Source organism: Phocaeicola dorei (genome assembly GCF_013009555.1).
Lineage (GTDB): Bacteria > Bacteroidota > Bacteroidia > Bacteroidales > Bacteroidaceae > Phocaeicola > Phocaeicola dorei.
Map to the genome: position 1 here is coordinate 5,240,812 of NZ_CP046176.1, position 21,288 is coordinate 5,262,099.

The 21,288-nt window shown below is 44.4% G+C and carries 22 protein-coding genes; all 22 read left to right on the plus strand.

What is annotated here, in order from left to right:
- The first annotated feature begins 75 nt into the window (after positions 1-75).
- The 22 genes from GKD17_RS21510 to GKD17_RS21615 all read left to right on the plus strand — a co-directional run bounded on the left by GKD17_RS21510 (position 76) and on the right by GKD17_RS21615 (position 21,263).
- Entirely contained in the window at positions 76-1,959 is a 1,884-nt protein-coding gene (locus tag GKD17_RS21510) for an arabinan endo-1,5-alpha-L-arabinosidase (protein ID WP_007833791.1), read from the plus strand.
- Between the two features lie 390 nt (positions 1,960-2,349).
- On the plus strand, positions 2,350-3,831 hold the full coding sequence (gene cysS / locus GKD17_RS21515; protein ID WP_007833793.1) for a cysteine--tRNA ligase: 1,482 nt from the start codon (positions 2,350-2,352) through the stop codon (positions 3,829-3,831).
- 228 nt (positions 3,832-4,059) lie between these two features.
- Positions 4,060-5,592 (plus strand): HAL/PAL/TAL family ammonia-lyase, encoded by a 1,533-nt coding sequence (locus GKD17_RS21520; RefSeq protein ID WP_007833794.1) that lies wholly within the window; start codon positions 4,060-4,062, stop codon positions 5,590-5,592.
- Complete coding sequence (gene fabG / locus GKD17_RS21525; RefSeq protein ID WP_007833795.1) at positions 5,589-6,317, plus strand: 3-oxoacyl-ACP reductase FabG; 729 nt, start codon at positions 5,589-5,591, stop codon at positions 6,315-6,317. Before GKD17_RS21520 ends, fabG begins: the two co-directional genes overlap by 4 nt.
- A gap of 7 nt (positions 6,318-6,324) precedes the next feature.
- A complete protein-coding gene (locus GKD17_RS21530) occupies positions 6,325-7,554 on the plus strand; it encodes a beta-ketoacyl-[acyl-carrier-protein] synthase family protein (protein WP_032936026.1) in 1,230 nt (409 codons plus the stop codon).
- Positions 7,555-7,575: 21 nt separating this feature from the next.
- Positions 7,576-7,827, plus strand: coding sequence for an acyl carrier protein (locus GKD17_RS21535; RefSeq protein ID WP_007833797.1), 252 nt, complete (start codon positions 7,576-7,578; stop codon positions 7,825-7,827).
- Positions 7,827-8,711, plus strand: a complete 885-nt coding sequence (locus tag GKD17_RS21540) for an LpxL/LpxP family acyltransferase (protein ID WP_007833798.1) — start codon at positions 7,827-7,829, stop codon at positions 8,709-8,711. Before GKD17_RS21535 ends, GKD17_RS21540 begins: the two co-directional genes overlap by 1 nt.
- Positions 8,712-8,726: 15 nt before the next feature.
- Positions 8,727-9,797, plus strand: coding sequence for a methyltransferase (locus GKD17_RS21545; RefSeq protein WP_007833799.1), 1,071 nt, complete (start codon positions 8,727-8,729; stop codon positions 9,795-9,797).
- Positions 9,794-10,231: a hydroxymyristoyl-ACP dehydratase gene (locus GKD17_RS21550; RefSeq protein ID WP_007848132.1), complete on the plus strand. Its 438-nt coding sequence runs from the start codon at positions 9,794-9,796 to the stop codon at positions 10,229-10,231. Before GKD17_RS21545 ends, GKD17_RS21550 begins: the two co-directional genes overlap by 4 nt.
- Positions 10,228-10,671, plus strand: a complete 444-nt coding sequence (locus GKD17_RS21555; protein WP_007833801.1) for an acyl-CoA thioesterase — start codon at positions 10,228-10,230, stop codon at positions 10,669-10,671. The genes GKD17_RS21550 and GKD17_RS21555 overlap by 4 nt, the downstream gene beginning before the upstream one ends.
- Positions 10,656-12,386 (plus strand): beta-ketoacyl synthase N-terminal-like domain-containing protein, encoded by a 1,731-nt coding sequence (locus GKD17_RS21560; RefSeq protein ID WP_007833802.1) that lies wholly within the window; start codon positions 10,656-10,658, stop codon positions 12,384-12,386. Before GKD17_RS21555 ends, GKD17_RS21560 begins: the two co-directional genes overlap by 16 nt.
- A gap of 5 nt (positions 12,387-12,391) precedes the next feature.
- Positions 12,392-12,649 carry a phosphopantetheine-binding protein gene (locus tag GKD17_RS21565; protein WP_007833804.1) on the plus strand — a complete coding sequence of 86 codons (258 nt, stop codon included), beginning with the start codon at positions 12,392-12,394 and terminating at the stop codon, positions 12,647-12,649.
- The gene (locus GKD17_RS21570) at positions 12,646-13,836 is read left to right on the plus strand and encodes a beta-ketoacyl-[acyl-carrier-protein] synthase family protein (RefSeq protein WP_007833806.1); all 1,191 of its coding nucleotides are present in this window, start codon (positions 12,646-12,648) and stop codon (positions 13,834-13,836) included. Before GKD17_RS21565 ends, GKD17_RS21570 begins: the two co-directional genes overlap by 4 nt.
- A gap of 3 nt (positions 13,837-13,839) precedes the next feature.
- Positions 13,840-14,793 (plus strand): beta-ketoacyl synthase chain length factor, encoded by a 954-nt coding sequence (locus GKD17_RS21575; protein ID WP_007833808.1) that lies wholly within the window; start codon positions 13,840-13,842, stop codon positions 14,791-14,793.
- A gap of 113 nt (positions 14,794-14,906) precedes the next feature.
- Positions 14,907-15,761: a KilA-N domain-containing protein gene (locus tag GKD17_RS21580; RefSeq protein WP_005850183.1), complete on the plus strand. Its 855-nt coding sequence runs from the start codon at positions 14,907-14,909 to the stop codon at positions 15,759-15,761.
- A gap of 50 nt (positions 15,762-15,811) precedes the next feature.
- Positions 15,812-16,504 carry a polysaccharide deacetylase family protein gene (locus tag GKD17_RS21585; protein WP_032935913.1) on the plus strand — a complete coding sequence of 231 codons (693 nt, stop codon included), beginning with the start codon at positions 15,812-15,814 and terminating at the stop codon, positions 16,502-16,504.
- Positions 16,505-17,246: 742 nt separating this feature from the next.
- Positions 17,247-17,882: a LolA family protein gene (locus GKD17_RS21590; RefSeq protein ID WP_007833820.1), complete on the plus strand. Its 636-nt coding sequence runs from the start codon at positions 17,247-17,249 to the stop codon at positions 17,880-17,882.
- Complete coding sequence (locus tag GKD17_RS21595; protein WP_032935915.1) at positions 17,857-18,399, plus strand: hypothetical protein; 543 nt, start codon at positions 17,857-17,859, stop codon at positions 18,397-18,399. Before GKD17_RS21590 ends, GKD17_RS21595 begins: the two co-directional genes overlap by 26 nt.
- A 1-nt stretch (position 18,400) precedes the next feature.
- The gene (locus tag GKD17_RS21600; RefSeq protein WP_007833824.1) at positions 18,401-18,793 is read left to right on the plus strand and encodes an ApeI family dehydratase; all 393 of its coding nucleotides are present in this window, start codon (positions 18,401-18,403) and stop codon (positions 18,791-18,793) included.
- A gap of 243 nt (positions 18,794-19,036) precedes the next feature.
- Entirely contained in the window at positions 19,037-19,696 is a 660-nt protein-coding gene (locus GKD17_RS21605) for a DUF1573 domain-containing protein (protein WP_007833831.1), read from the plus strand.
- A 25-nt stretch (positions 19,697-19,721) separates the two neighbouring features.
- A complete protein-coding gene (locus GKD17_RS21610; protein WP_032935918.1) occupies positions 19,722-20,006 on the plus strand; it encodes a hypothetical protein in 285 nt (94 codons plus the stop codon).
- Positions 20,007-20,078: 72 nt separating this feature from the next.
- Positions 20,079-21,263, plus strand: coding sequence for a DUF4221 domain-containing protein (locus tag GKD17_RS21615; protein WP_007854671.1), 1,185 nt, complete (start codon positions 20,079-20,081; stop codon positions 21,261-21,263).
- Positions 21,264-21,288 lie beyond the last annotated feature (25 nt).

Genomic DNA, 21,288 nt, shown 5'->3' on the forward strand with positions numbered 1-21,288 from the left:
AATCAGTAATCACACAAACCATGCCGTTTTCCTCAGGAACCAGAAGAAGCGGCATGGCCTTTAAACTATCAACAGATGAAAAAACTATTATCCCTGTGGATGTTCTTACCAATATTCCTTGTTTTAGCCGCTTGTTCTGACAACAGCGAAGATATAGACCGCTATTATGCAACTGTAAGTACTCCGAAAGTAACTACAACCACACCCACCTCATTGACCGTCACCGCGTCGGTTACGGGTGATCTGAACCAAATAGTCAAGAAAGGCTTCTGTTACAGTACAGCAACTTCCACACCGACTATCAAAGACCACGTGGTGAATGCCGATGAGAATTTCAGCGCCACCCTCTCAACCTTGACCACCGGTACCTCTTACTATATCCGTGCATACGTCTACTGTGACAGCCGCTATGTCTATTCTGAGGTGATCACGGCCACCACAGAAAGCTTAAGCTTAGACGATGAACTCAAGAATTATGTGGCCCCCACCTACGCCGATGACTATACCTCGATAAGTGACTGGAGCAAACGCTCTCAATGGAATCTTGCCAACGTACACGACCCCTCGGTGGTATTGGCCGAAGATGGTTATTATTACATGTATCAGACAGATGCTTCCTATGGAAACGCCCACACGGCAGGCGGGCACTTCCACAGTCGTCGTTCCAAAGACCTTGTCAACTGGGAATACCTCGGCGGTACAATGAAGAACCTGCCCGAATGGGTAGTACCTAAGCTCAATGAAATACGCAAAGAAATGGGACTTGCCGAAGTTAACCCTAATATTAATGACTTCGGCTATTGGGCTCCCGTAGTACGCAAGGTAAAGAACGGCCTCTATCGCATGTACTATTCCATCGTCTGCCCTGGCACACTCAACGGTGCCAACACCTGGTCGGAGCGCGCCTTCATCGGCCTGATGGAAAACAACGACCCCGCCAACAACAACGGCTGGGTGGACAAAGGCTACGTCATCACCAATGCTTCTGACAAAGGACTTAACTTCAACATAAAGCCAAATGACTGGGCCAATTGCTACTACAAATGGAATGCCATCGACCCCTCTTACATCATCACGCCCGAAGGCGAACACTGGTTGGTCTACGGTTCATGGCATAGCGGCATAGCTGCTCTCAAACTCAATGGCGAGACAGGCAAGCCTGCCGAAACTTTGGGCCAGCCTTGGGCTACAGGCCAAGCACCTGCTGAGTATGGTCAGTTAATCGCCACCCGCCAGACAGGTAACCGCTGGCAAGCCAGTGAAGGTCCAGAAATTATTTACCGTGATGGCTACTACTACCTCTTCCTGGCCTACGACGCCCTTGACGTGCCCTACAACACCCGTGTAGTCCGTTCGAAGAGCATCACTGGTCCCTACGTAGGCATTGACGGCAAAGACGTGACCGCCGGTGCCGATGCACTGCCCATAGTGACCCATCCCTATAAATTCAGCAAAGGCTACGGCTGGGTAGGCATCGCCCACTGTGCTATCTTCGATGATGGCAAAGACAACTGGTTCTACGTCTCACAAGGTCGCATGCCTAAGGATGTTCCGGGCATCAACGCCAGTAACGCCATCATGATGGGACATCTACGCAGCATCCGCTGGACGAAAAACGGTTGGCCTCTCGTAATGCCCGAACGTTACGGAGCCGTTCCCAAAGTAGCCATCACCGAAGAAGAATTGCCCGGCAATTGGGAACACATCGACCTTACATACAAATATGGAGAGCAGAGAACTTCAGCAACAATGACCCTCGCCGCCGACCACACTATCACCGAAGGTACCTGGAAAGGCAGTATGTGGAGCTATGACGCCGGCCAACAGATTCTGACTGTTAACGGAGTGGAACTTTATCTGCAACGTGAAACCGATTGGGAAGCCAATCCACGTACCCATACCATCGTCTATGCCGGCTATGCCAACAACAAGACGTATTGGGGAAAGAAATCCAAATAACATTCCCGCTCCCGCACGCAAACTTCATATAGAAACAGGACCACTGCCCCTCAAAACAACACCAATGTTTATGGGGCAGTGGTCCTGTTTTACAAGTCAATAGCAGAAATTAAAGATCATTAAACAGATACAAGAGAAACCTATTTCATGAAAAGGAAAAAGAGTTAGGTTCCCTAATCTCCATACAAAAAATCATTATTTTGTTCTTTTACGTTCAAAGACAACCTTTTATCCTAATTCTTACTTTTATTTATCACCATAAATCTCTATTCCTTAAACCAACAAACATCATTTGTAGACAAGCAGAGGACACCAGCATCAGATTTTTTGTTAATTATTAGCCAAATACACACTTTAATTTATAACTTTGCAATTCTAATAGAATGAATTATGGAAAATAAACTAACCATTTACAATACATTAAGCCGTCAAAAGGAACTTTTCGTTCCCTTGCATGCCCCTCATGTAGGTATGTATGTATGCGGTCCTACCGTATATGGCGACGCCCATTTAGGACACGCACGTCCCGCCATCACGTTCGATATCCTGTTCCGTTATCTTACCCATCTGGGATACAAGGTACGTTATGTCCGTAACATTACCGATGTCGGTCATCTGGAACACGATGCAGACGAAGGTGAAGATAAAATCGCCAAAAAGGCCCGTTTGGAACAATTGGAACCCATGGAAGTAGTACAATATTACCTCAATCGCTACCACAAGGCAATGGAAGCCTTGAATGTACTTCCACCCAGTATCGAGCCACATGCATCAGGTCATATCATTGAACAGATAGAGCTGGTAGAAGAAATTCTGAAAAACGGCTATGCTTATGAAAGTGAAGGTTCCGTTTATTTCGATGTAGCAAAATACAACAAAGACCATCATTACGGCAAACTGTCCGGCCGTAACCTGGACGATGTGCTGAACACCACCCGCGAACTGGACGGTCAAAGCGAGAAGCGTAATCCTGCCGATTTCGCTCTGTGGAAATGTGCACAACCCGAACATATCATGCGCTGGCCAAGCCCGTGGAGTAACGGTTTTCCCGGTTGGCATTGTGAATGTACCGCAATGGGCAAAAAATATTTGGGCGAGCATTTCGATATTCATGGAGGGGGAATGGACTTAATTTTCCCACACCACGAATGTGAGATCGCACAAAGCGTGGCTTCACAAGGAGATGACATGGTTCACTATTGGATGCACAACAACATGATTACCATTAATGGGCAGAAGATGGGAAAATCATACGGCAACTTTATTAACTTGGATGAGTTCTTTCACGGTACTCACAAGTTACTGACACAAGCCTACAGCCCCATGACCATCCGTTTCTTCATCCTTCAGGCACATTACCGCAGTACAGTGGACTTCAGTAACGAAGCATTACAAGCAGCCGAAAAAGGATTGGAACGACTGACAGAAGCTGTAAAAGGTCTTGAACGCATCACCCCAAGCGCACAAACCACCGGCATAGAAGGCGTAAAAGACTTACGTGAAAAATGCTATACAGCCATGAACGATGACCTGAACTCACCGATTGTCATCGCCCATCTGTTTGACGGCGCCCGTATGATCAACACAGTGCTTGATAAAAAAGCGACCCTTTCCGCCGAAGATCTGGAAGAGCTGAAAAGTGTGTTCCATCTCTTTATGTATGAAATCCTGGGTATAAAAGAAGAAGCCGCCAATAACGAGGCACGTGAAGAGGCATATGGCAAAGTAGTAGATATGCTGCTGGAACAACGTATGAAAGCCAAAGCCAATAAAGACTGGGCTACAAGTGATAAAATCCGTGATGAGCTAGCCGCTCTTGGCTTTGAAGTGAAAGATACCAAAGATGGTTTCACATGGAGACTGAATAAATAGAATACGTAGAGCGGTACTATATTTTTTCACCACAGACTATACAGATTCACACAGATTATCCAACCTAACAATCAATGATTTAAGAAGCATCTGCGTTTATTTGTATAATCTGTGGTGAACCTTTCAGATAACCATCAAAACTGAAAAATCTCCCTTCGGATGGTAATACTTATTTTTAAATAACTATTTTTGCAGAAACTATACAAAACTGCTTATCACACCAATCCAATGCTAGTTGAGAATACAATAACTTTAGCGTCCCTATATAAGATTTTGTTTGAAGAAGAGCCACTGACACTCTCCGACCCATGTATGCAAAAATTGGAAGAGAGTTTCAATTTTCTAAAAACATTCTCCAACGACAAGATCATCTATGGCATCAATACCGGCTTTGGACCGATGGCCCAATACCGTATTGAAGATGAATCCTTGTCACAATTACAGTATAATATCATCCGCAGCCATGCTACCGGAGCAGGGCAACCCCTTCCGGAACTCTATGTCAAAGCTGCCATGATAGCGCGTCTCTATACTTTTCTGCAAGGCAAATCCGGCGTACATAAAGAACTGGCGTTGCTCATTACCGAATTTATCAACCGGGGGATTATTCCATACGTACCCGAACACGGCAGTGTGGGGGCCAGTGGTGATCTGGTACAACTCGCCCATATCGCCCTCACTCTGATTGGAGAAGGAGAAGTCTTTTACCAAGGCAAGAAAAGAGATACGGCCTCTGTGCTGGCGGAAAACGGATTGCAACCTTTTCAAATGCACATCCGCGAAGGGCTTTCAGTGACCAACGGCACTTCAGTCATGACAGGTATAGGTATTGTCAATCTGATTTACGCACGCCAACTTATGCAGTGGGCGGTAGGTGCATCTGTTATGATGAATGAAATAGCCGCCTCATACGATGACTTCATGTCTGAACCGCTGAACGGGGCCAAACAGCATGAAGGACAACAAGAGATAGCCCGCATGATGCGCCAATGGGTAAAAGGCAGCCTGTGTGTACGCAAAAGAGAGAATGAACTTTATAATGGGAAGCACGAAGAGAAGATCTTCACCCATAAAGTGCAGCCCTATTATTCGCTACGTTGCATTCCACAAATTCTAGGGCCGGTTTATGATGAATTACTCAATGCTGAAAAAGTATTGATAAACGAAATAAATTCAGCTTGTGACAACCCGATAGTGGACCCTGACACACAGAATGTATATCATGGTGGTAACTTCCACGGAGATTATGTATCTTTTGAAATGGACAAGTTGAAAATAGCAGTCACCAAACTGACGATGCTTGCCGAACGGCAGATTAATTACCTGTTTCACGACCGCATCAACGGCATTCTCCCCCCCTTTGTCAATATGGGAGTACTGGGATTGAACTATGGCTTGCAAGCATCACAATTTACCGCGACTTCTACCACGGCGGAGTGCCAGACTTTGTCTAATCCGATGTATGTGCATAGCATCCCCAACAACAATGACAACCAGGACATTGTAAGCATGGGTACCAATTCCGCCTTGATGGCAAAAACAGTCATTGAAAATGCTTATCAGGTGATGGCTATCCTGATGATGGGTATTGTACAAACCATTGATTGCCTGGATATAGCCGACCGGATAAGCCCCCGGTCACAACAAGTATATAAAGAAATACGAGCATTTTTCCCTGTTTTCCGGGAAGATACACCTAAATATAAAGAGATAGAAAGCATGATGGTATATCTTAAAAAAGGGAGGTTTCAAGAAAAATGAAATACGCATTAGTAACAGGAGGAAGCCGGGGAATCGGACGAGCCATTTGTCTGAAACTGGCCGAAATGGGATATCATATACTGATAAACTACCAAAGCAACGATACGGAAGCTGAAGCCACCCTGCAACAAATACGGGAACAAGGCTCGGATGGCGAACTGATGAAATTTGACGTGACAGATGCAGCAGCCACACACGCCGCACTGAACGGATGGATAAAACAGCATCCCGATACTTACATTGAGGTACTGGTGAACAATGCCGGTATACGCCGTGACAACTTGATGCTGTGGATGGAACAGGAAGAATGGAGCCGGGTACTGGATATCAGTCTGAACGGTTTCTTTAACGTCACCCAACCCTTGCTGAAGAATATGCTGGTAAAGCGATTCGGACGTATTATCAACATCGTTTCCCTGTCGGGCATCAAAGGGATGCCGGGGCAGACCAACTATTCGGCAGCCAAAGGTGGAATCATAGCCGCTACCAAAGCGTTGGCGCAGGAAGTTGCCAAAAAACACGTGACGGTAAATGCCATAGCACCGGGATTTATCCGTACAGATATGACAGACGGAATTGATGAGAACGAGTGGAAAAAACACATCCCGGCAGGACGCTTCGGCGAGCCCGGGGAAGTAGCCGCACTGGTAGGCTTCCTGGCATCCGGGCAAGCTTCCTACATTACCGGAGAAGTGATTTCCATCAATGGAGGATTATATACGTAAGCAAAAGATGAAAAGAGTAGTTATTACAGGAATGGGCATCTATTCGTGCATAGGCAGGAATCAAGAGGAAGTGAAAGAGTCACTGTTTCAAGGAAAGTCAGGCATCGGAATCGCTCCGGCTCGCAAAGAAATGGGCTATTTCTCGGCGTTAACCGGTCTTGTCGAACGTCCCGATTTGAAGAAATTATTGGACCGCAAGAAACGCCATAGCCTTGCCGAGCAGGGAGAATACGCCTATATGGCTACCCTGGAAGCATTCCGGCAAGCCCGGATAGAAGAAAAGTTCCTGTTGGAGAACGAAGTCGGAATACTGTATGGCAATGACAGTAGTGCTGCTCCGGTTATTCAAGCAATAGATATTATCCGCGAGAAAAAGAATACGGCATTGGTTGGTTCCGGTTCTATTTTCCAGTCCATGAATTCCACCATTACCATGAATCTTTCGGTTATTTTCCATCTAAAAGGAATTAACTTCACTATATCGGGAGCCTGTGCCAGTGGTTCACACGCCATCGGCATGGCTTATCTGCTTATCAAGTCAGGACTTCAGGACTGCATTCTGTGCGGAGGAGCACAGGAAGTGAACCCTTATTCCGTGGGTAGTTTCGACGGGTTGGGAGCCTTCTCCGTCCGAGAAGACGAACCGGAAAAAGCATCCCGTCCATTCGATAAAAACCGTGACGGACTAGTACCTAGCGGCGGAGGCGCCAGTCTGGTGCTGGAAAGTTATGAGTCAGCCGTAAAGCGCGGAGCGACTATCCTGGCAGAAGTCATAGGATACGGCTTTTCATCCAACGGAGATCACATTTCCGTACCGAATGTGGATGGCCCCAGACGCTCTTTGCAGATGGCAGTCAAGGATGCGGGTATTCCTTTGGAAGAGATTGCATACATCAATGCACATGCCACATCCACTCCTGTAGGTGATTTGAACGAGGCAAAGGCCATAGCGGAAGTATTCGGGAGCCATCATCCCTACGTCACATCCACCAAATCACAGACCGGACATGAGATGTGGATGGCAGGAGCCAGTGAAGTCATTTACTCCACTTTGATGATGAACAACGGATTCATCGCACCCAACCTCAATTTTGAGGAGCCCGATGAAGCCTCTGCCCTGCTGAATATCCCTTCCCGAAGGGTAGAAACGGAATTTGACACATTCTTATCCAACTCATTCGGATTCGGAGGAACCAATTCCTCACTGATTATCCGCAAATTCAAAGAAAACAATTAATTTAAACCAATATATAAATTTATGACCAACGAAGAAATCATCGAAAAGATCAGAACCACCCTGGCCGAAGAATTTGAGATTGATGTAGAATTGATTCAGCCGGACGCCCCTTTGATGCAAACCTTGGAATTGGATAGCCTTGATTTGGTAGATATGGTAGTACTGATTGACAAGAATTTCGGTTTCACCGTAACAGCCAAAGACTTTGCCGGTATCAGAACCTTCCAGGATTTCTATAATCTGGTAATTTCGCACATACAAAAAGAAGACTGATGCCCGAAACATGGAAAGGTAAAACAAGAGGAGGCACATTCGGATACATGTTCTTCATCTACATGATTCGCTGTCTGGGTATCACTGCGGCTTACGGCTTTCTGTCATTGGTCGTCCTCTATTTTATACCTTTCGCACCGAAAGCTACCGCCAGTACCTGGCAATACGCACGGAACAGACTGAAATACGGACGTGCCAAAGCCGCCGGAATGTTATTGAAAAATTACTACCGGCTGGGGCAGATATTGATTGACAAAGTAGCCATCGGCAATGGGATGGCAGACAAATATCATTTCGAGTTCGAGAACTATCAGGCATTTTTGAACGTACTGAATGGAAACACCGGCGTAATTATGATAGGCGCCCATGTAGGTAATTGGGAAATAGGTGCTCCTTTCTTCGATGAATACGGCAAAAAAATCAATATTGTCATGTTTGATGCCGAACACGAACGGATAAAAGAGATTCTGGAAAAGAATGCCTCCACACGCGATTATAAAATAATTCCCGTAAATGAAGACAATCTGACCCATGTATTCCGTATTACAGAGGCACTGGAGCGCAAAGAATATGTCTGCTTTCAAGGTGACCGCTATCTGAATAAAGAGAAATTACTCAGCAGTCCGTTCATGGGAAAAGAAGCCGAATTTCCGATGGGTCCTTTCCTGCTGGCTTCCAAAATGAGAGTACCTGTCGTATTCTATTTTGCCATGCGTGAAGCGAAAAAAAACTATCGTTTCCATTTCTTTATTGCCGAGGCGGTAGTACATACCAAAGAGAAGCGGGCCGAACAAGCATTATTGGAGCAATATACACAAACGCTGGAAAAAATCGTCCGGCAGTATCCGGAACAATGGTTCAATTACTACCCGTTCTGGGCATAAATACAAATCTGGATTATGATGCATAAAAGATATACAAAAGAGCAATTGACAGCTGTAGAGGCACAAAGACTGGCGCAAGAGATCGCTTTCGGTCCCGTGGTATTCCAAGTTTCACGTCTGATGTTGAAATTCGGAATATTCCAATTGCTGGCCGACAAACGGAAAGGATACACGCTGCAAGAAATCAGTGTGCAGACCGGACTGACACGCTATGCAGCACAAGTATTACTGGAAGCATCGCTGGCCATCGGAACCATCCTGTTGGAAGAAGACCGCTATGTACTGGCCAAGGCAGGCTGGTTTCTGCTGAATGATAAAATGGCACGTGTCAATATGGAATTCAATCACGATGTGAACTATCAAGGACTTTTCTATCTGGAAGAGGCTCTTTTAAATGGTCAGCCGGAAGGATTGAAAGTATTCGGCGGATGGCCTACCATTTACGAAGGACTTTCCCAACTGCCGGAACAGGTACAGAAAAGCTGGTTTGGCTTTGACCATTTCTACTCGGACAACTCGTTCAGCCAGGCATTAGAAATTGTATTTCTTCACTCACCGAAACGACTGCTCGATATTGGTGGAAACACCGGCAGATGGGCAACCCGATGCGTCCAATATAATCAAGAAGTAGAAGTAACCATTGTGGATTTGCCTCAACAACTGGAAATGATGAGAAAACAAACTGCCGGTGTGCCCGGTGCAGAACGCATCCATGGCCACGGCGCCAATCTGCTGGATCGGACCGTGCCCTTTCCTTCAGGCTTTGACGCCGTATGGATGAGCCAGTTTCTGGACTGCTTTTCGGAAGAGGAAGCAACCAGTATTCTAAGTCGTGTGGCACAGTCCGCCAGCAAAGACAGTAAAGTCTACATCATGGAAACGCTGTGGGACCGGCAGCCATACGAAACGGGCTCTTACTGCCTGACTCAAATCAGCCTTTACTTCACAGCCATGGCCAACGGCAACAGCAAGATGTTCCATTCGGATGACCTGATCCGCTGTATTAAAAATGCCGGACTGGAAGTGGAAGAGATTCATGATAACATAGGACTGGGACACAGTATCCTGCAATGCAGACTGAAATGAACAGAAAAGAAATCATTTGTCGGGGAGACGAACTGTTCCGGCTGATTCCACAACGTCCGCCCATGGTCATGATAGACCGTTTCTATGGGATAGAAGAAAATACATCCTGGTCAGGGCTGACCGTCACCCCCGATAATCTGTTCTGCCGGGACGGCGTATTACAGGAAACAGGAATCATAGAACACATCGCCCAATCAGCAGCGGCACGGGTAGGATATATCTATATGCTGCGAGAAGAGCCTGTACCACTAGGCTTTATCGGCTCTGTAGAAAAAATGAAAATATTCCGTCTTCCTTCTGCCGGAGCAGAATTATATACCGGAATAACCATTGTGCAGGAAATATTCGATATCACACTGATTACCGCCGAGGTGAAAGAAAACGATGAACTTCTGGCCGAATGCCGGATGAAAATATATCTGAAAAAAGAATGAAACGAAAAACAAGTCCACAGCAGGCAGCACTGACAGACCGGACCACCATCAAGGTCCGCTTCAGTGAAATAGATTCCATGCAAATAGTATGGCATGGTGAATATGTGCGTTATTTCGAAGATGGACGTGAAGCTTTCGGAAAGCGATATGGCTTGGACTATATGAGCATCTACCGGGAAGGCTATGTAGTTCCTATCGTAGACCTGAGCTGCCAGTTCAAACAGTCGCTGTCATTCGGTGAGGAAGCCATTGTCGAGACACGGTATATTCATAGTGATGCTGCCAAAATCCTTTTTGAATACACCATCTACCGGGCATCAGACCAAAACATTGTGGCAACAGGAACCACTACACAGGTATTCCTGAATACAAATAGAGAACTGGAATTGGTTAATCCTGCCTTTTACATAGAGTGGAAAAAGAAATGGAACATCATCTGACTACCTATATCACCCATGATACCCTGATCAGCGCGCTGGGTTTCGGCACACAGGAAAATCTGGAAGCCATCCGGAGCTATCACAGCGGTATCACCCTGCAGACGGACAAACGGATTGCGGACACTCCCCTATTGGCAGCTACTATCTCGCAAGAGAGATTGCAACAACAGGCGGAAGCCATAGGAGTAAGTGGCTATCCCCAGATGGAACAACTGTTCATACTGACTATCAACGAACTCATCCGTCAGTCCGGACAAACTTTGGAAGACAAAACCTGCGGACTCATCCTCTCCACCACCAAAGGGAACATCGACTTACTGACCCGTCATACGGAACATCCCGATGAAGCGGTCTTTCTTTGGAAAATGGCAGAAAACATTGCCGGTTATTTCCATGCTGAGGAACGGGTACATGTCATCTCCAACGCCTGCATATCAGGAGTGTCAGCCCTTGTAACAGGAAAACGCATGATAGAGAACGGCATCTACCGCAAAGTAATTGTAGCGGGAGGTGACCTTCTCTCTCATTTCATCACCAGTGGTTTCCTGTCTTTCCGGTCCCTCAGCTCCCGTCCATGCCGTCCGTATGACAGCAACCGTGACGGACTGAACTTGGGAGAGGCTTGCGGAGCCGTATTACTAAGTACGGAAAAGACGCCAAACAGCATCATTCTTTCCGGAGGAGCCATAAGTAATGACGCCAACCATATCTCCGGCCCTTCCCGTACAGGAGACGGGCTCTTTTTCGCTATCCGCCAAGCCATGCAGGAGGCAGGAACAGCCCTCCAAAACATCAGCTTTGTCAATGCCCATGGCACGGCCACCGTATACAATGATGAAATGGAATCCAAAGCCCTCACGCTGGCTCATCTGGAACAAGCTCCCACACATAGCTTAAAACCCTATTTCGGGCATACCTTGGGAGCATCGGGAATCATTGAAAGCATTGTCTGTATGCACGAACTGAAACAAGGCATCCTGTTCGGCACTCCGGGTTACGAAACACCGGGTGTGCCTATGCCTATACCAGTCTATGCGACTCACCAACACATTCCGATGAAACATTGTGTAAAAACCGCTTCGGGATTCGGTGGGTGTAACGCAGCCATTGTCTTGTCTTTACCGGAATATGCTCCGTTCAAGGATGAGGACAACACCTTGCCCGAAATCCGATGTACACGGGAGGTTCGTATTGAAAACAGTTCTGTCTTCATAAACAACGAACTTATTTTTCATTCTGAAGAACCGGATTTCGGCATATTTATACGTGATACCTATAAAAAATTAGGCGGAAACAATATGAAATTCTATAAAATGGATGACCTTTGCAAACTGGGATATGTTGCCGCCGAATACTTACTGAAAGACAAGACATTCGCCCCACTGGAAATGGGAATGTTACTTGCCAACGCCACTTCATCCCTACATACGGATATCAGACACCAGCAACTGATAGACCAGGACGGAGACCGGGCAGCCAGTCCGGCTGTATTTGTTTACACACTACCCAATGTAGTGTCCGGCGAGATTTGCATCCGCCACAAGATACAAGGGGAAAACACCTTTTTCATAACTAAAGCCTATCAGCCGGAGAAACTGGAAAGATACGCACGTATAGTCATGCAAAAAGGGAAACTGAACTATTGTATCATCGGATGGTGTGAATTATTAAAAAACACCTATAAAGCAGTATTTAAACTGATTGAAAAACAATAAAGAATATGGAAGAATTGATTGAGAAATTGAAAGTTGAATTAATAGAAGCATTGAATCTGGAAGAAATCACTCCGGAAGACATTGATAGTGAAGCACCTTTATTCGGAGACGACGGATTGGGTCTTGACTCGATTGACGCATTAGAGATTATCCTGATTCTGGAAAGGAATTATGGCATTAAAATAGAGAATCCTGCCAAAGGAAAGGAAATATTCTATTCGGTGCGTACCCTGGCAGACTACATCACCGCCCATCAGAAATGAGGAAGATCTATGTCACCGGTCTGGGAGTGATTTCGGGCATAGGACAAGGAGTAAAAGAAAATCTGGACTCCTTAAAATCCGGAAAACACGGTATGGGGAAAATCACCCTTTTCCCCACCGTGCTTGACGTACCCGTGTCCGAAGTGAAACAAAGCAATGAAGAATTAAAGCAAATCCTGTTCCTTCCATCCGGCAAAACGTATTCACGTACAGCCCTGCTAGGCTTGTTGGCAGCTCAAGAGGCAGCCCGTGATGCGGAACTCGATTTCGCTTCTCCCCGTATCGGACTCATTTCTTCCACTTCCATCGGAGGAATGGATGCAAGCGAGCGGTTTTATGCCTCTTTCCGGGAGGATAACCGAAAAGGAAGATTACGTGATATTATCTCCCATGACTGTGGAGCCAGTACCGAAATGATAGCCGCTTATTTAGGAGTGAAAGGAATGGTGACCACCCTCAGCACCGCCTGTTCTTCGGCTGCAAATGCCATTATGTTAGGGGCACGCCTGATTCGACACGGTTATCTGGACACCGTCCTCGTAGGTGGAACGGATGCCTTATGCCGTTTCACGCTCAACGGTTTCAATTCATTGATGATACTGGACAAAGAGCACTGCCGTCCTTTCGACCGCACACGTGCCGGATTAAACCTGGGAGAAGGAGCCGGATACCTTGTTCTTCAATCGGAGAAATCCCTTACAAAAGCTCCTTATTGTGAACTCAGCGGTTACGCCAATGCCAACGAAGCCTACCACCAGACAGGAAGCTCCCCCGACGGAAACGGGCCTTTCCTTTCCATGAGTCAGGCCATAGCCTCTGCCGGACTGACAGCCGGAGCCATAGACTATATCAATGTACATGGCACAGGTACTCCCAGTAACGACGCTTCCGAAGGGAAAGCCATCCGGCGTATCTTCGATACCCGTATTCCACCTTTCAGTTCGGTCAAGGCTTTCATCGGTCACACCCTGGGAGCCTCGGAAGGAATAGAAGCCGTATATTCCGTACTCTCCATCCGTCACGGACTGATTTACCCTAATCTGAACTTCCATCTGTCCGATGAAGAAAGCGGTCTCATTCCTGAAACGATTTTCCGGTCGGGGCTTCCCATACGGCATGTATTATCCAACTCCTTCGGATTCGGCGGAAACAACTCATCTCTCGTATTTTCCACTCTAAACAGATAGCGTATGTGCCCAGTATATATCAATCGTATCGCCTCTATTCATGCAGAGAGCAGCAATGAAAAGCCTTATTTCTCCGCACAGGAACCTGATTATAAAGAAATGATCACCAACGCCAATCTGCGGAGGCGCATGAGCCGCATGATCAAGATGGGAGTAGCTTGCGGACTGGAATGTCTGAAAGATATATCGCCGGAAAAGGTAGATGCCATTATCACCGCTACGGGACTGGGTTGTCTGGCTGATACGGAAAAGTTTATGAACGCCTTGATGGATAACCGGGAACAGATGCTCAATCCCACCGCTTTCATTCAGTCCACCTTTAATACGATCGGTGCACAGATAGCTTTGCTACTCAAAATACATGCTTATAATGTGACGTATGTACACCGTGGTTTAAGTTTTGAAAGTGCTCTGACAGATGGCATCATGAGTATTGCCGAAGGCAAACAGCATGTACTGGCAGGTGGTATGGATGAAATAACCCCTACCAGCTACATCATCCAGCAGCGTTTAGGACTGTTGAAAGGAACGACAGCCGGTGAGGGAGCACAATTTTTCCTGTTAAGCGCACAAAAAGAGGAACAGACTTTTGCTGAACTGAAAGGGGTGGACACTTTTATCACCCGGATGAGTGCTCCGGAAATCAGTAACAGGATGCATCATTTTCTAAAATCTCACGAGCTTGCACCCGAAGACATTGACTGGTTTATCAGTGGCAAGAACGGGCAGGAAGCAACAGATGCCGTTTATACAGAGCTGGAACACAGTCTGTTTCCTCATGCCCTGCATAGCAGCTTTAAAGAGCAATGCGGAGAATATCAGACTGCCTCATCCTATGCTCTCTGGATGGCGGCAAAAGCCTTGAAAGAAGAAGCTTCATCCCGTTACGCATTGATTTATAACCAATATCAAGGTATCAATCATTCAATCATCTTAATCAAGCGATGCACATCCTAGTTTCTGTAATCATCATAGTAAGCGTCATGGCCTATTAAAAAGATGCTTTTAAGATACTGAAAACAGGAATAATGCTTAACTTTATCCCTCATAAAATAAAAGTAGTAAAAATAATGAAGAAAATAACTGTTACGAATATTGATATATCCATATCTGTAAGACCTGATAATAATGATTATATCTGCCTGACAGACATGGCACATTTCAAAGACAGAGAACGTACTAACTACATTATACAAAACTGGATGCGTCTACGTAGTACGATTGATTTTCTTGGGTTATGGGAAAAACTAAATAATCCAAATTTTAAAGGCATCGAATTCGATGCTTTTAAAATGGAGAGTGGAACAAACAGTTTCACCCTAACCCCCAAACAATGGATAGAAAAAACTAAAGCAATAGGGATTATATCCAAGCCCGGACGATATGGGGGAACTTTTGCCCATAAAGACATAGCTTTTGAATTCGGGACCTGGCTCAGCCCTGAATTTAAACTATATCTCATCAAAGAATACCAAAGACTTAAAGAAGCAGAATCACACCCTTTATTAAGTGAATGGAACGTAAAAAGAATACTTAGTAAAGTAAATTATTCCATACATACGGATGCAATCAAAGACTTTATTATACCTAAAGTAGAAGATTTCAATCAAAAACTTGTTTATGCCGATGAAGCTGATTTGTTAAATCTCGCATTATGGGGATGTACCGCAAGACAATGGCGTGAAGCAAATCCACAATACGCAGATAAGAATATCAATATCAGAGATGTAGCAAGCATAAATGAATTAGTCGTATTATCGAATATGGAATCCTTCAATGCAGAGTTAATCAAGCGTAAGGTAGACAAGTCTAAAAGGTTTACTCATCTTCGGCAGATGGCCAAAGAGCAATTAGCACACTTGAATACGATTGATACCGAAAAGAAGTTCAGAATACTGACGGATAATGACAAGCAATTAGAATAATCTCTACAAGATCATTTATTAAAGTATCATTCAATCATCTTAATCAAGCGATGCACATCCTAGTTTCTGTAATCATCATAGTAAGCGTCATGGTCTTTTTCTTTTACGCTTCTTACAGCATCCGTGCCTGTATTTATATGCGTGTCTTCTGTTGCAAGAAAACCGAAGAGAAAATCATAGCCATCACTTTTGATGACGGGCCCGATCCGATACAGACTCCCAAAGTGCTGAAAGTGTTAAGAGAAAAACACATACCAGCCTGCTTTTTTTGCATCGGAAACAAGATAAAAGGCAATGAAGAACTGCTCCGGCAAATCATAAAAGAAGGACATCATATCGGGAATCATTCCTTCTCCCATTCCGGCTATTTCCCTCTCTATACCTTCAAACGGATGTGCCATGATTTAATTACCTGCCAGCAAGAATTGGAAAAAGTAACCGGGCAACCGGTCCAATGGTTCCGGCCGCCTTTCGGAGTGACCAATCCTACCCTAGCCCAAGCAGTGCGCAGGCTGGGATACTTTCCCATCGGCTGGAACATCCGCACACTGGACACTCAGCAACCCACTCCTGAAAAAATAATAAAACGCATCAAGAAACGGCTCGTTCCGGGCTCCATCCTTCTGCTGCATGACCGGATGCCCGATAGTGACAGGCTGCTGGTACAAGTTCTGGACTTTATAGAAAAAGAGGGGTATACGGTGGTAACATTAGACAGGTTGATAAAGGACATGACAAAATAAATTTCTTCTATATTTTCAACAGCAACATCACCAAGTTCCAGAAACGAGCCCCGGTTCACCCTTCATGATCAAACCGATAAAAAGATAACTTCGTCTTACGTAAAATATAAAATTCTTCCGCCACTTCATTCCACTCATTACCAACAACTTGCCGTGTAAAAAAGTCTGTAATACCCCCAAACCGGTATGTAAGCGATGGAGTGGAACATTCACCCGTTATTTGCAAGAGAAGCGTAGATATCAGATTAAATCTGACAGGATATGCTGTACTTTCGTTCAACTTAATAGGATGTCAGTGTGTAAACTTCCGATATATACTGTTGCTTCACCAGTGTGAAACGGTGGTTTCACACTGGTGACAACAGCTCTTCACACAGGTGAAAACCCATCTTCACCTAAGTGAAAATCATATCCTACCGTTCTCCTTGCAAGAATTCCAACAGACCTTCATCCTGCATAATGACGCTTTCTGCCAAACTGACTCCGACAGGGAAAACGGATAAACCGTTTCGAGGGGATACAGGAGGATTCTTCACTATAAATTATTGATTAACAATAATATGCGGTGATGAAACAAAAAAGTATTGCAACGCAGAAATATAACTTTTTTATTCATTATAATTGCCCATGTGAACGATTGTAGAAACAGGTAAAAATCGTAAATAGCTGGTAAAGGTATGAATGGTTTCCCAAAATATACTATCTTTGCCTCCCATTACAAACAGATAAACCACTATAAAGTATGACCTACATGAAAATACTTTTGCTCTTGATGTTCTGTACAGTCCTGCCGATGCAAGCCCAACAGATGAAGAAACTTACTGATTTGAAAGATTTTGAATCCCGTCTGCTGCAAGAGGCTAAAAATATAGAGTCCATCGAAAGTAATTTCACTCAGATAAAATATCTGGATGTATTCGATGAGAAAATAACCTCGAAAGGAAAGTTCTATTATAAAAAGAGCAATAAGATATGCATGGACTACGCACAGCCCATGAACTACCTTATCGTGATCAACAACAACCAACTGAAAATAGTATCGGACGGAAAGAAAAGCATCATGGACCTTCACTCCAACAAGATGATGAACCAGATGCAGGATATGCTTACCGCCTGCATGGTGGGCGACCTGTCCAACATGTCGCCCGGCTATGTTTTAGAATATTTTGAAGACGCCCATTACTATCTCATTCAAATCAAGCCCGTCAGCAAAGCGGTACAGGCATATATCAACCAGATTCAAATTTATTTAGACAAAAAAGACATGTCTGTCCACAAACTACGTTTATCGGAAACCGCAACCAACTATACCGAATACGAATTCTCGGACAAGAAATTCAATTCTTTGAAAGATGAGACAAAGTTTACGATACGCTAGCTGGCTGCTGTTGCTGTTTATCCTGCTCTCCTGCTCACACCGGGTGACGGGGGAAGCTACGGCACTTCCTCCCATCCTGCAGGCAGAAGCACAGTCGCAAAAGTACAACCTGCAACTGGATTTCATGAAACATCATTTCAGCGGAATGCTCATTGTTCGCCAAATGCCTGATAACGAAATCCGTATCCTGGGATCCACTTACTTTGGCCTCAGCCTTTTTGACTTCTCCCTGCACTGCGACACTTTCATAGTAAACAGTTGCATGGAACCGATGAGGAAGAAAAAGATGCTGAAAATACTGGAAACTGATTTCAAAAATCTATTTCTAAAGAGTGAAAAAGCACATATTAAAAAGAAAAGTAGTACTTTTGAACAAAGAATCAGTGGCAAAGGATTTGGAAAGACGATATTCACCTTGTCCGGCTTCGTAAACGGACAGGCAGGGAAAGTACAAATCAAGCATCCACTGATACGGTTAAGAATTCAATTGGACAAACTGAACATAAACAACCCTTGAGATGCTGCTGGAGAACTTTTATAAAATCATTCATAGAAAGGAAAGAGAAGATGGGAAACGGGAAATAGAGATAGAGCTGAATCCCGGTCATGCTCTCTATCAGGGACATTTTCCCGGACAGCCGGTGGTTCCGGGCGTCTGTACCTTACAGATGATAAAAGAAAGTGCCGAACAGATCGTCAGCCAACCTTTGCAGTATGTACAGATTGCTTCTTCCAAATTCCTATCTGCCATCAATCCGCTTGAAACTCCGCGACTGCAACTATTTATCCGACTAGAAGAAACGGAAGAGCATCTTTTCAAGTTGCAGGCAGAAGGCATTTGTAATGGAAAAGAATTTATCAAGTTGAAAGCGACACTGATGACAAATAGTAAAAAGACTCATTCTTTGTGATAAATATCGGATACATTTTCTCCGACATACTTCGTCAAAATACTTGTAAGTATCAGAAAAGCAGATTCTTCTGTTAAACATTCATAATAGCAAGAACAATAAGTCCATTTATACTTGTCAGCATCTATCAAATTTCTTATATTTAGACAATCTAAATCTGATACTTATGAAGAAAGGTTGGCAGCAAATAATGTTATATCTTATAGTTCTCACAAGCTATGGGTGTCTTTCTGATGAAGACAAATGTATCCGTCAGTTGGTGCAGGGGTAGGTATCTGCCTTCCAAACGTTTCAGACTCATGTTTTCTAATTATTATTCCCGGCAACGGTTGTGGCAGTTGCATTCAGGAGGCAATGGACAATATCAGGGAAGCAACAGACACGATATATGTCTTTATGTGTGATACGGAAAATGATTTCTTCTTGCTGAGCGGTGGCAAAAAATCAACGGATTTCAACAATCTTTACCTAGATAAAGACAAAGTATCAGCCAGACTAAAAATGGTAACCACTTTTCCTATGGTATACTTCTTAAAAGACGGGAAATATGTAGAACGTCGGCCTTATCAAAGACCTACGGCAGAGAGCAGGAAACGAATGACCACTCTGACCGCTGACAAGCAGTATATCGACTGGGGTAGTTTCAGACAAGCGGAAATACAGGAAGAGAAAGTAATATTGACCAATACCGGAACAGATACTTTATACATCAATGCCATAGAATCATCTTGTGAATGTACCACTGTACAATGGGCGGATCCTCCTGTTCCACCCGGCGAGTGTACTACGTTGATAATTCATTTTCGAGCGGAAGAGAAAGGGGAATTTGAAAGATTTATCCATGTTCATTGTAATGTACCGGAATCTCCGATAGAAATTTCCGTAAAAGGAAAAGTACAATAAATCTAACCATTAAAAACGAATGCCTATGAAAACAAAATTCACAATGATGATGGCTGTTATTGCAACATTTGCAATAAGCTTGAACCTCCACTCTTCTAATGAGGAAGTAGTGTTTGGAGCACCTGCCGTGCAAATGCCACGAGGGGGTGAAAAGTACTGTGCTTTTAAGGACGATTGGCCAGACTGTAAAATGGCCATCGAAGGCACAGTGTGTATCAGTGAAGACGGTAAATGCGGTAATGGGGTAGAAATAGGCAGACCCGGTGAGGGCTCAGGAGAAGATGGGAATCATAGTGCTCCTACCAATTAACAACCAACAATTTATGTGGCCGGATTTTTAACCGGCCACATAAATTACAAACATCATAAAACCGAAAATATTATGAATCGAACACTTCTTTTTATAACAGCACTTTTTGTTCTGATTTTCATGTCTTGCCAGTCCACAAAGAAAAACAATGCGGAAAGACAGAACGAAGTAGAACTGGTAGCAGAAAAACAGCTGGCCTTCCCTTTAGACGAACAGACCTATTACTTAAGCATATCCATATATCAATTTGAAGAAAACGGGAAGGAATACCTTCACTTTGAAAATACACGAAAATCATTATATGACATCGTCATTTTTGATATCGAAAACAAACAGATAGCCAAACGAATACCTCTTCACAAGACAGGTCCCAACGGATTGCCGGCAGTATATGGAAGCAGGCCTTCCCCCGACTCTAAATACATATTGATCGCACAAAATGATATCAGCCGGCTCAGCTCCATAAACGACAAGGGAGAAGTGATACGAAACTATGATTTCCAAACTCCTGAAGGCAAATTCGCTCCGTTACATTTTGGCAGCTATTACAACACGCCTGCTTTTGTCAAAGACTCATGCCTGTTCATGGAAATGAGTGCCCACAAGCCCAACATGAAGAAAAAAGACTGGCCCGAGACACATATGTTCGCCTCGCAGGATCTGCGAACAGGAGAAGTTAAATGGATTCCTATTTTCTATCCACCCATCTTTAAAGAGGAATATGACAATATCGCAGGAGGATACGGTTTTAGTTATGATTACAACTACAAAGAAAGCCGTTTGGTCTGCGGATTTTTCGGATATGACAGCCTGATGGTCACAGATGACTTGAAACACATCCGATGGTATAACGCCAAAAGCAGATATCTGAAAAGCATGAAACCTAAACTCGGAAATTCTATGGAAGGCATCAATGCCATTATAAAACTCAGAGAAACACCGAAATATTGGCATATCATGTATGACAAATACCGCAATGTGTACTACCGTTTTGCTGAGATGCCTTACAAACTGGCTCCCAACGAAAGCCCCTATGACGAACCCAAAGGAAAGGAGTTCTCCGTCATTGTACTGAACGCGGATTTTGAAATCATTGGAGAAACGAGATTCCCCGGAAAGAAATATTTCTATAAAATGAGTTTTGTGGGAAAGGAAGGACTGTATATATCCGAAAACAATCTGGAAAATCCGCAATTCGACGAGAACAAGTTGGTGTTTACCTGCTTTAAAATTAAAAAAGCATCTCCAAATAAATAATTAACGCCAGAATGCCCGCATCCGA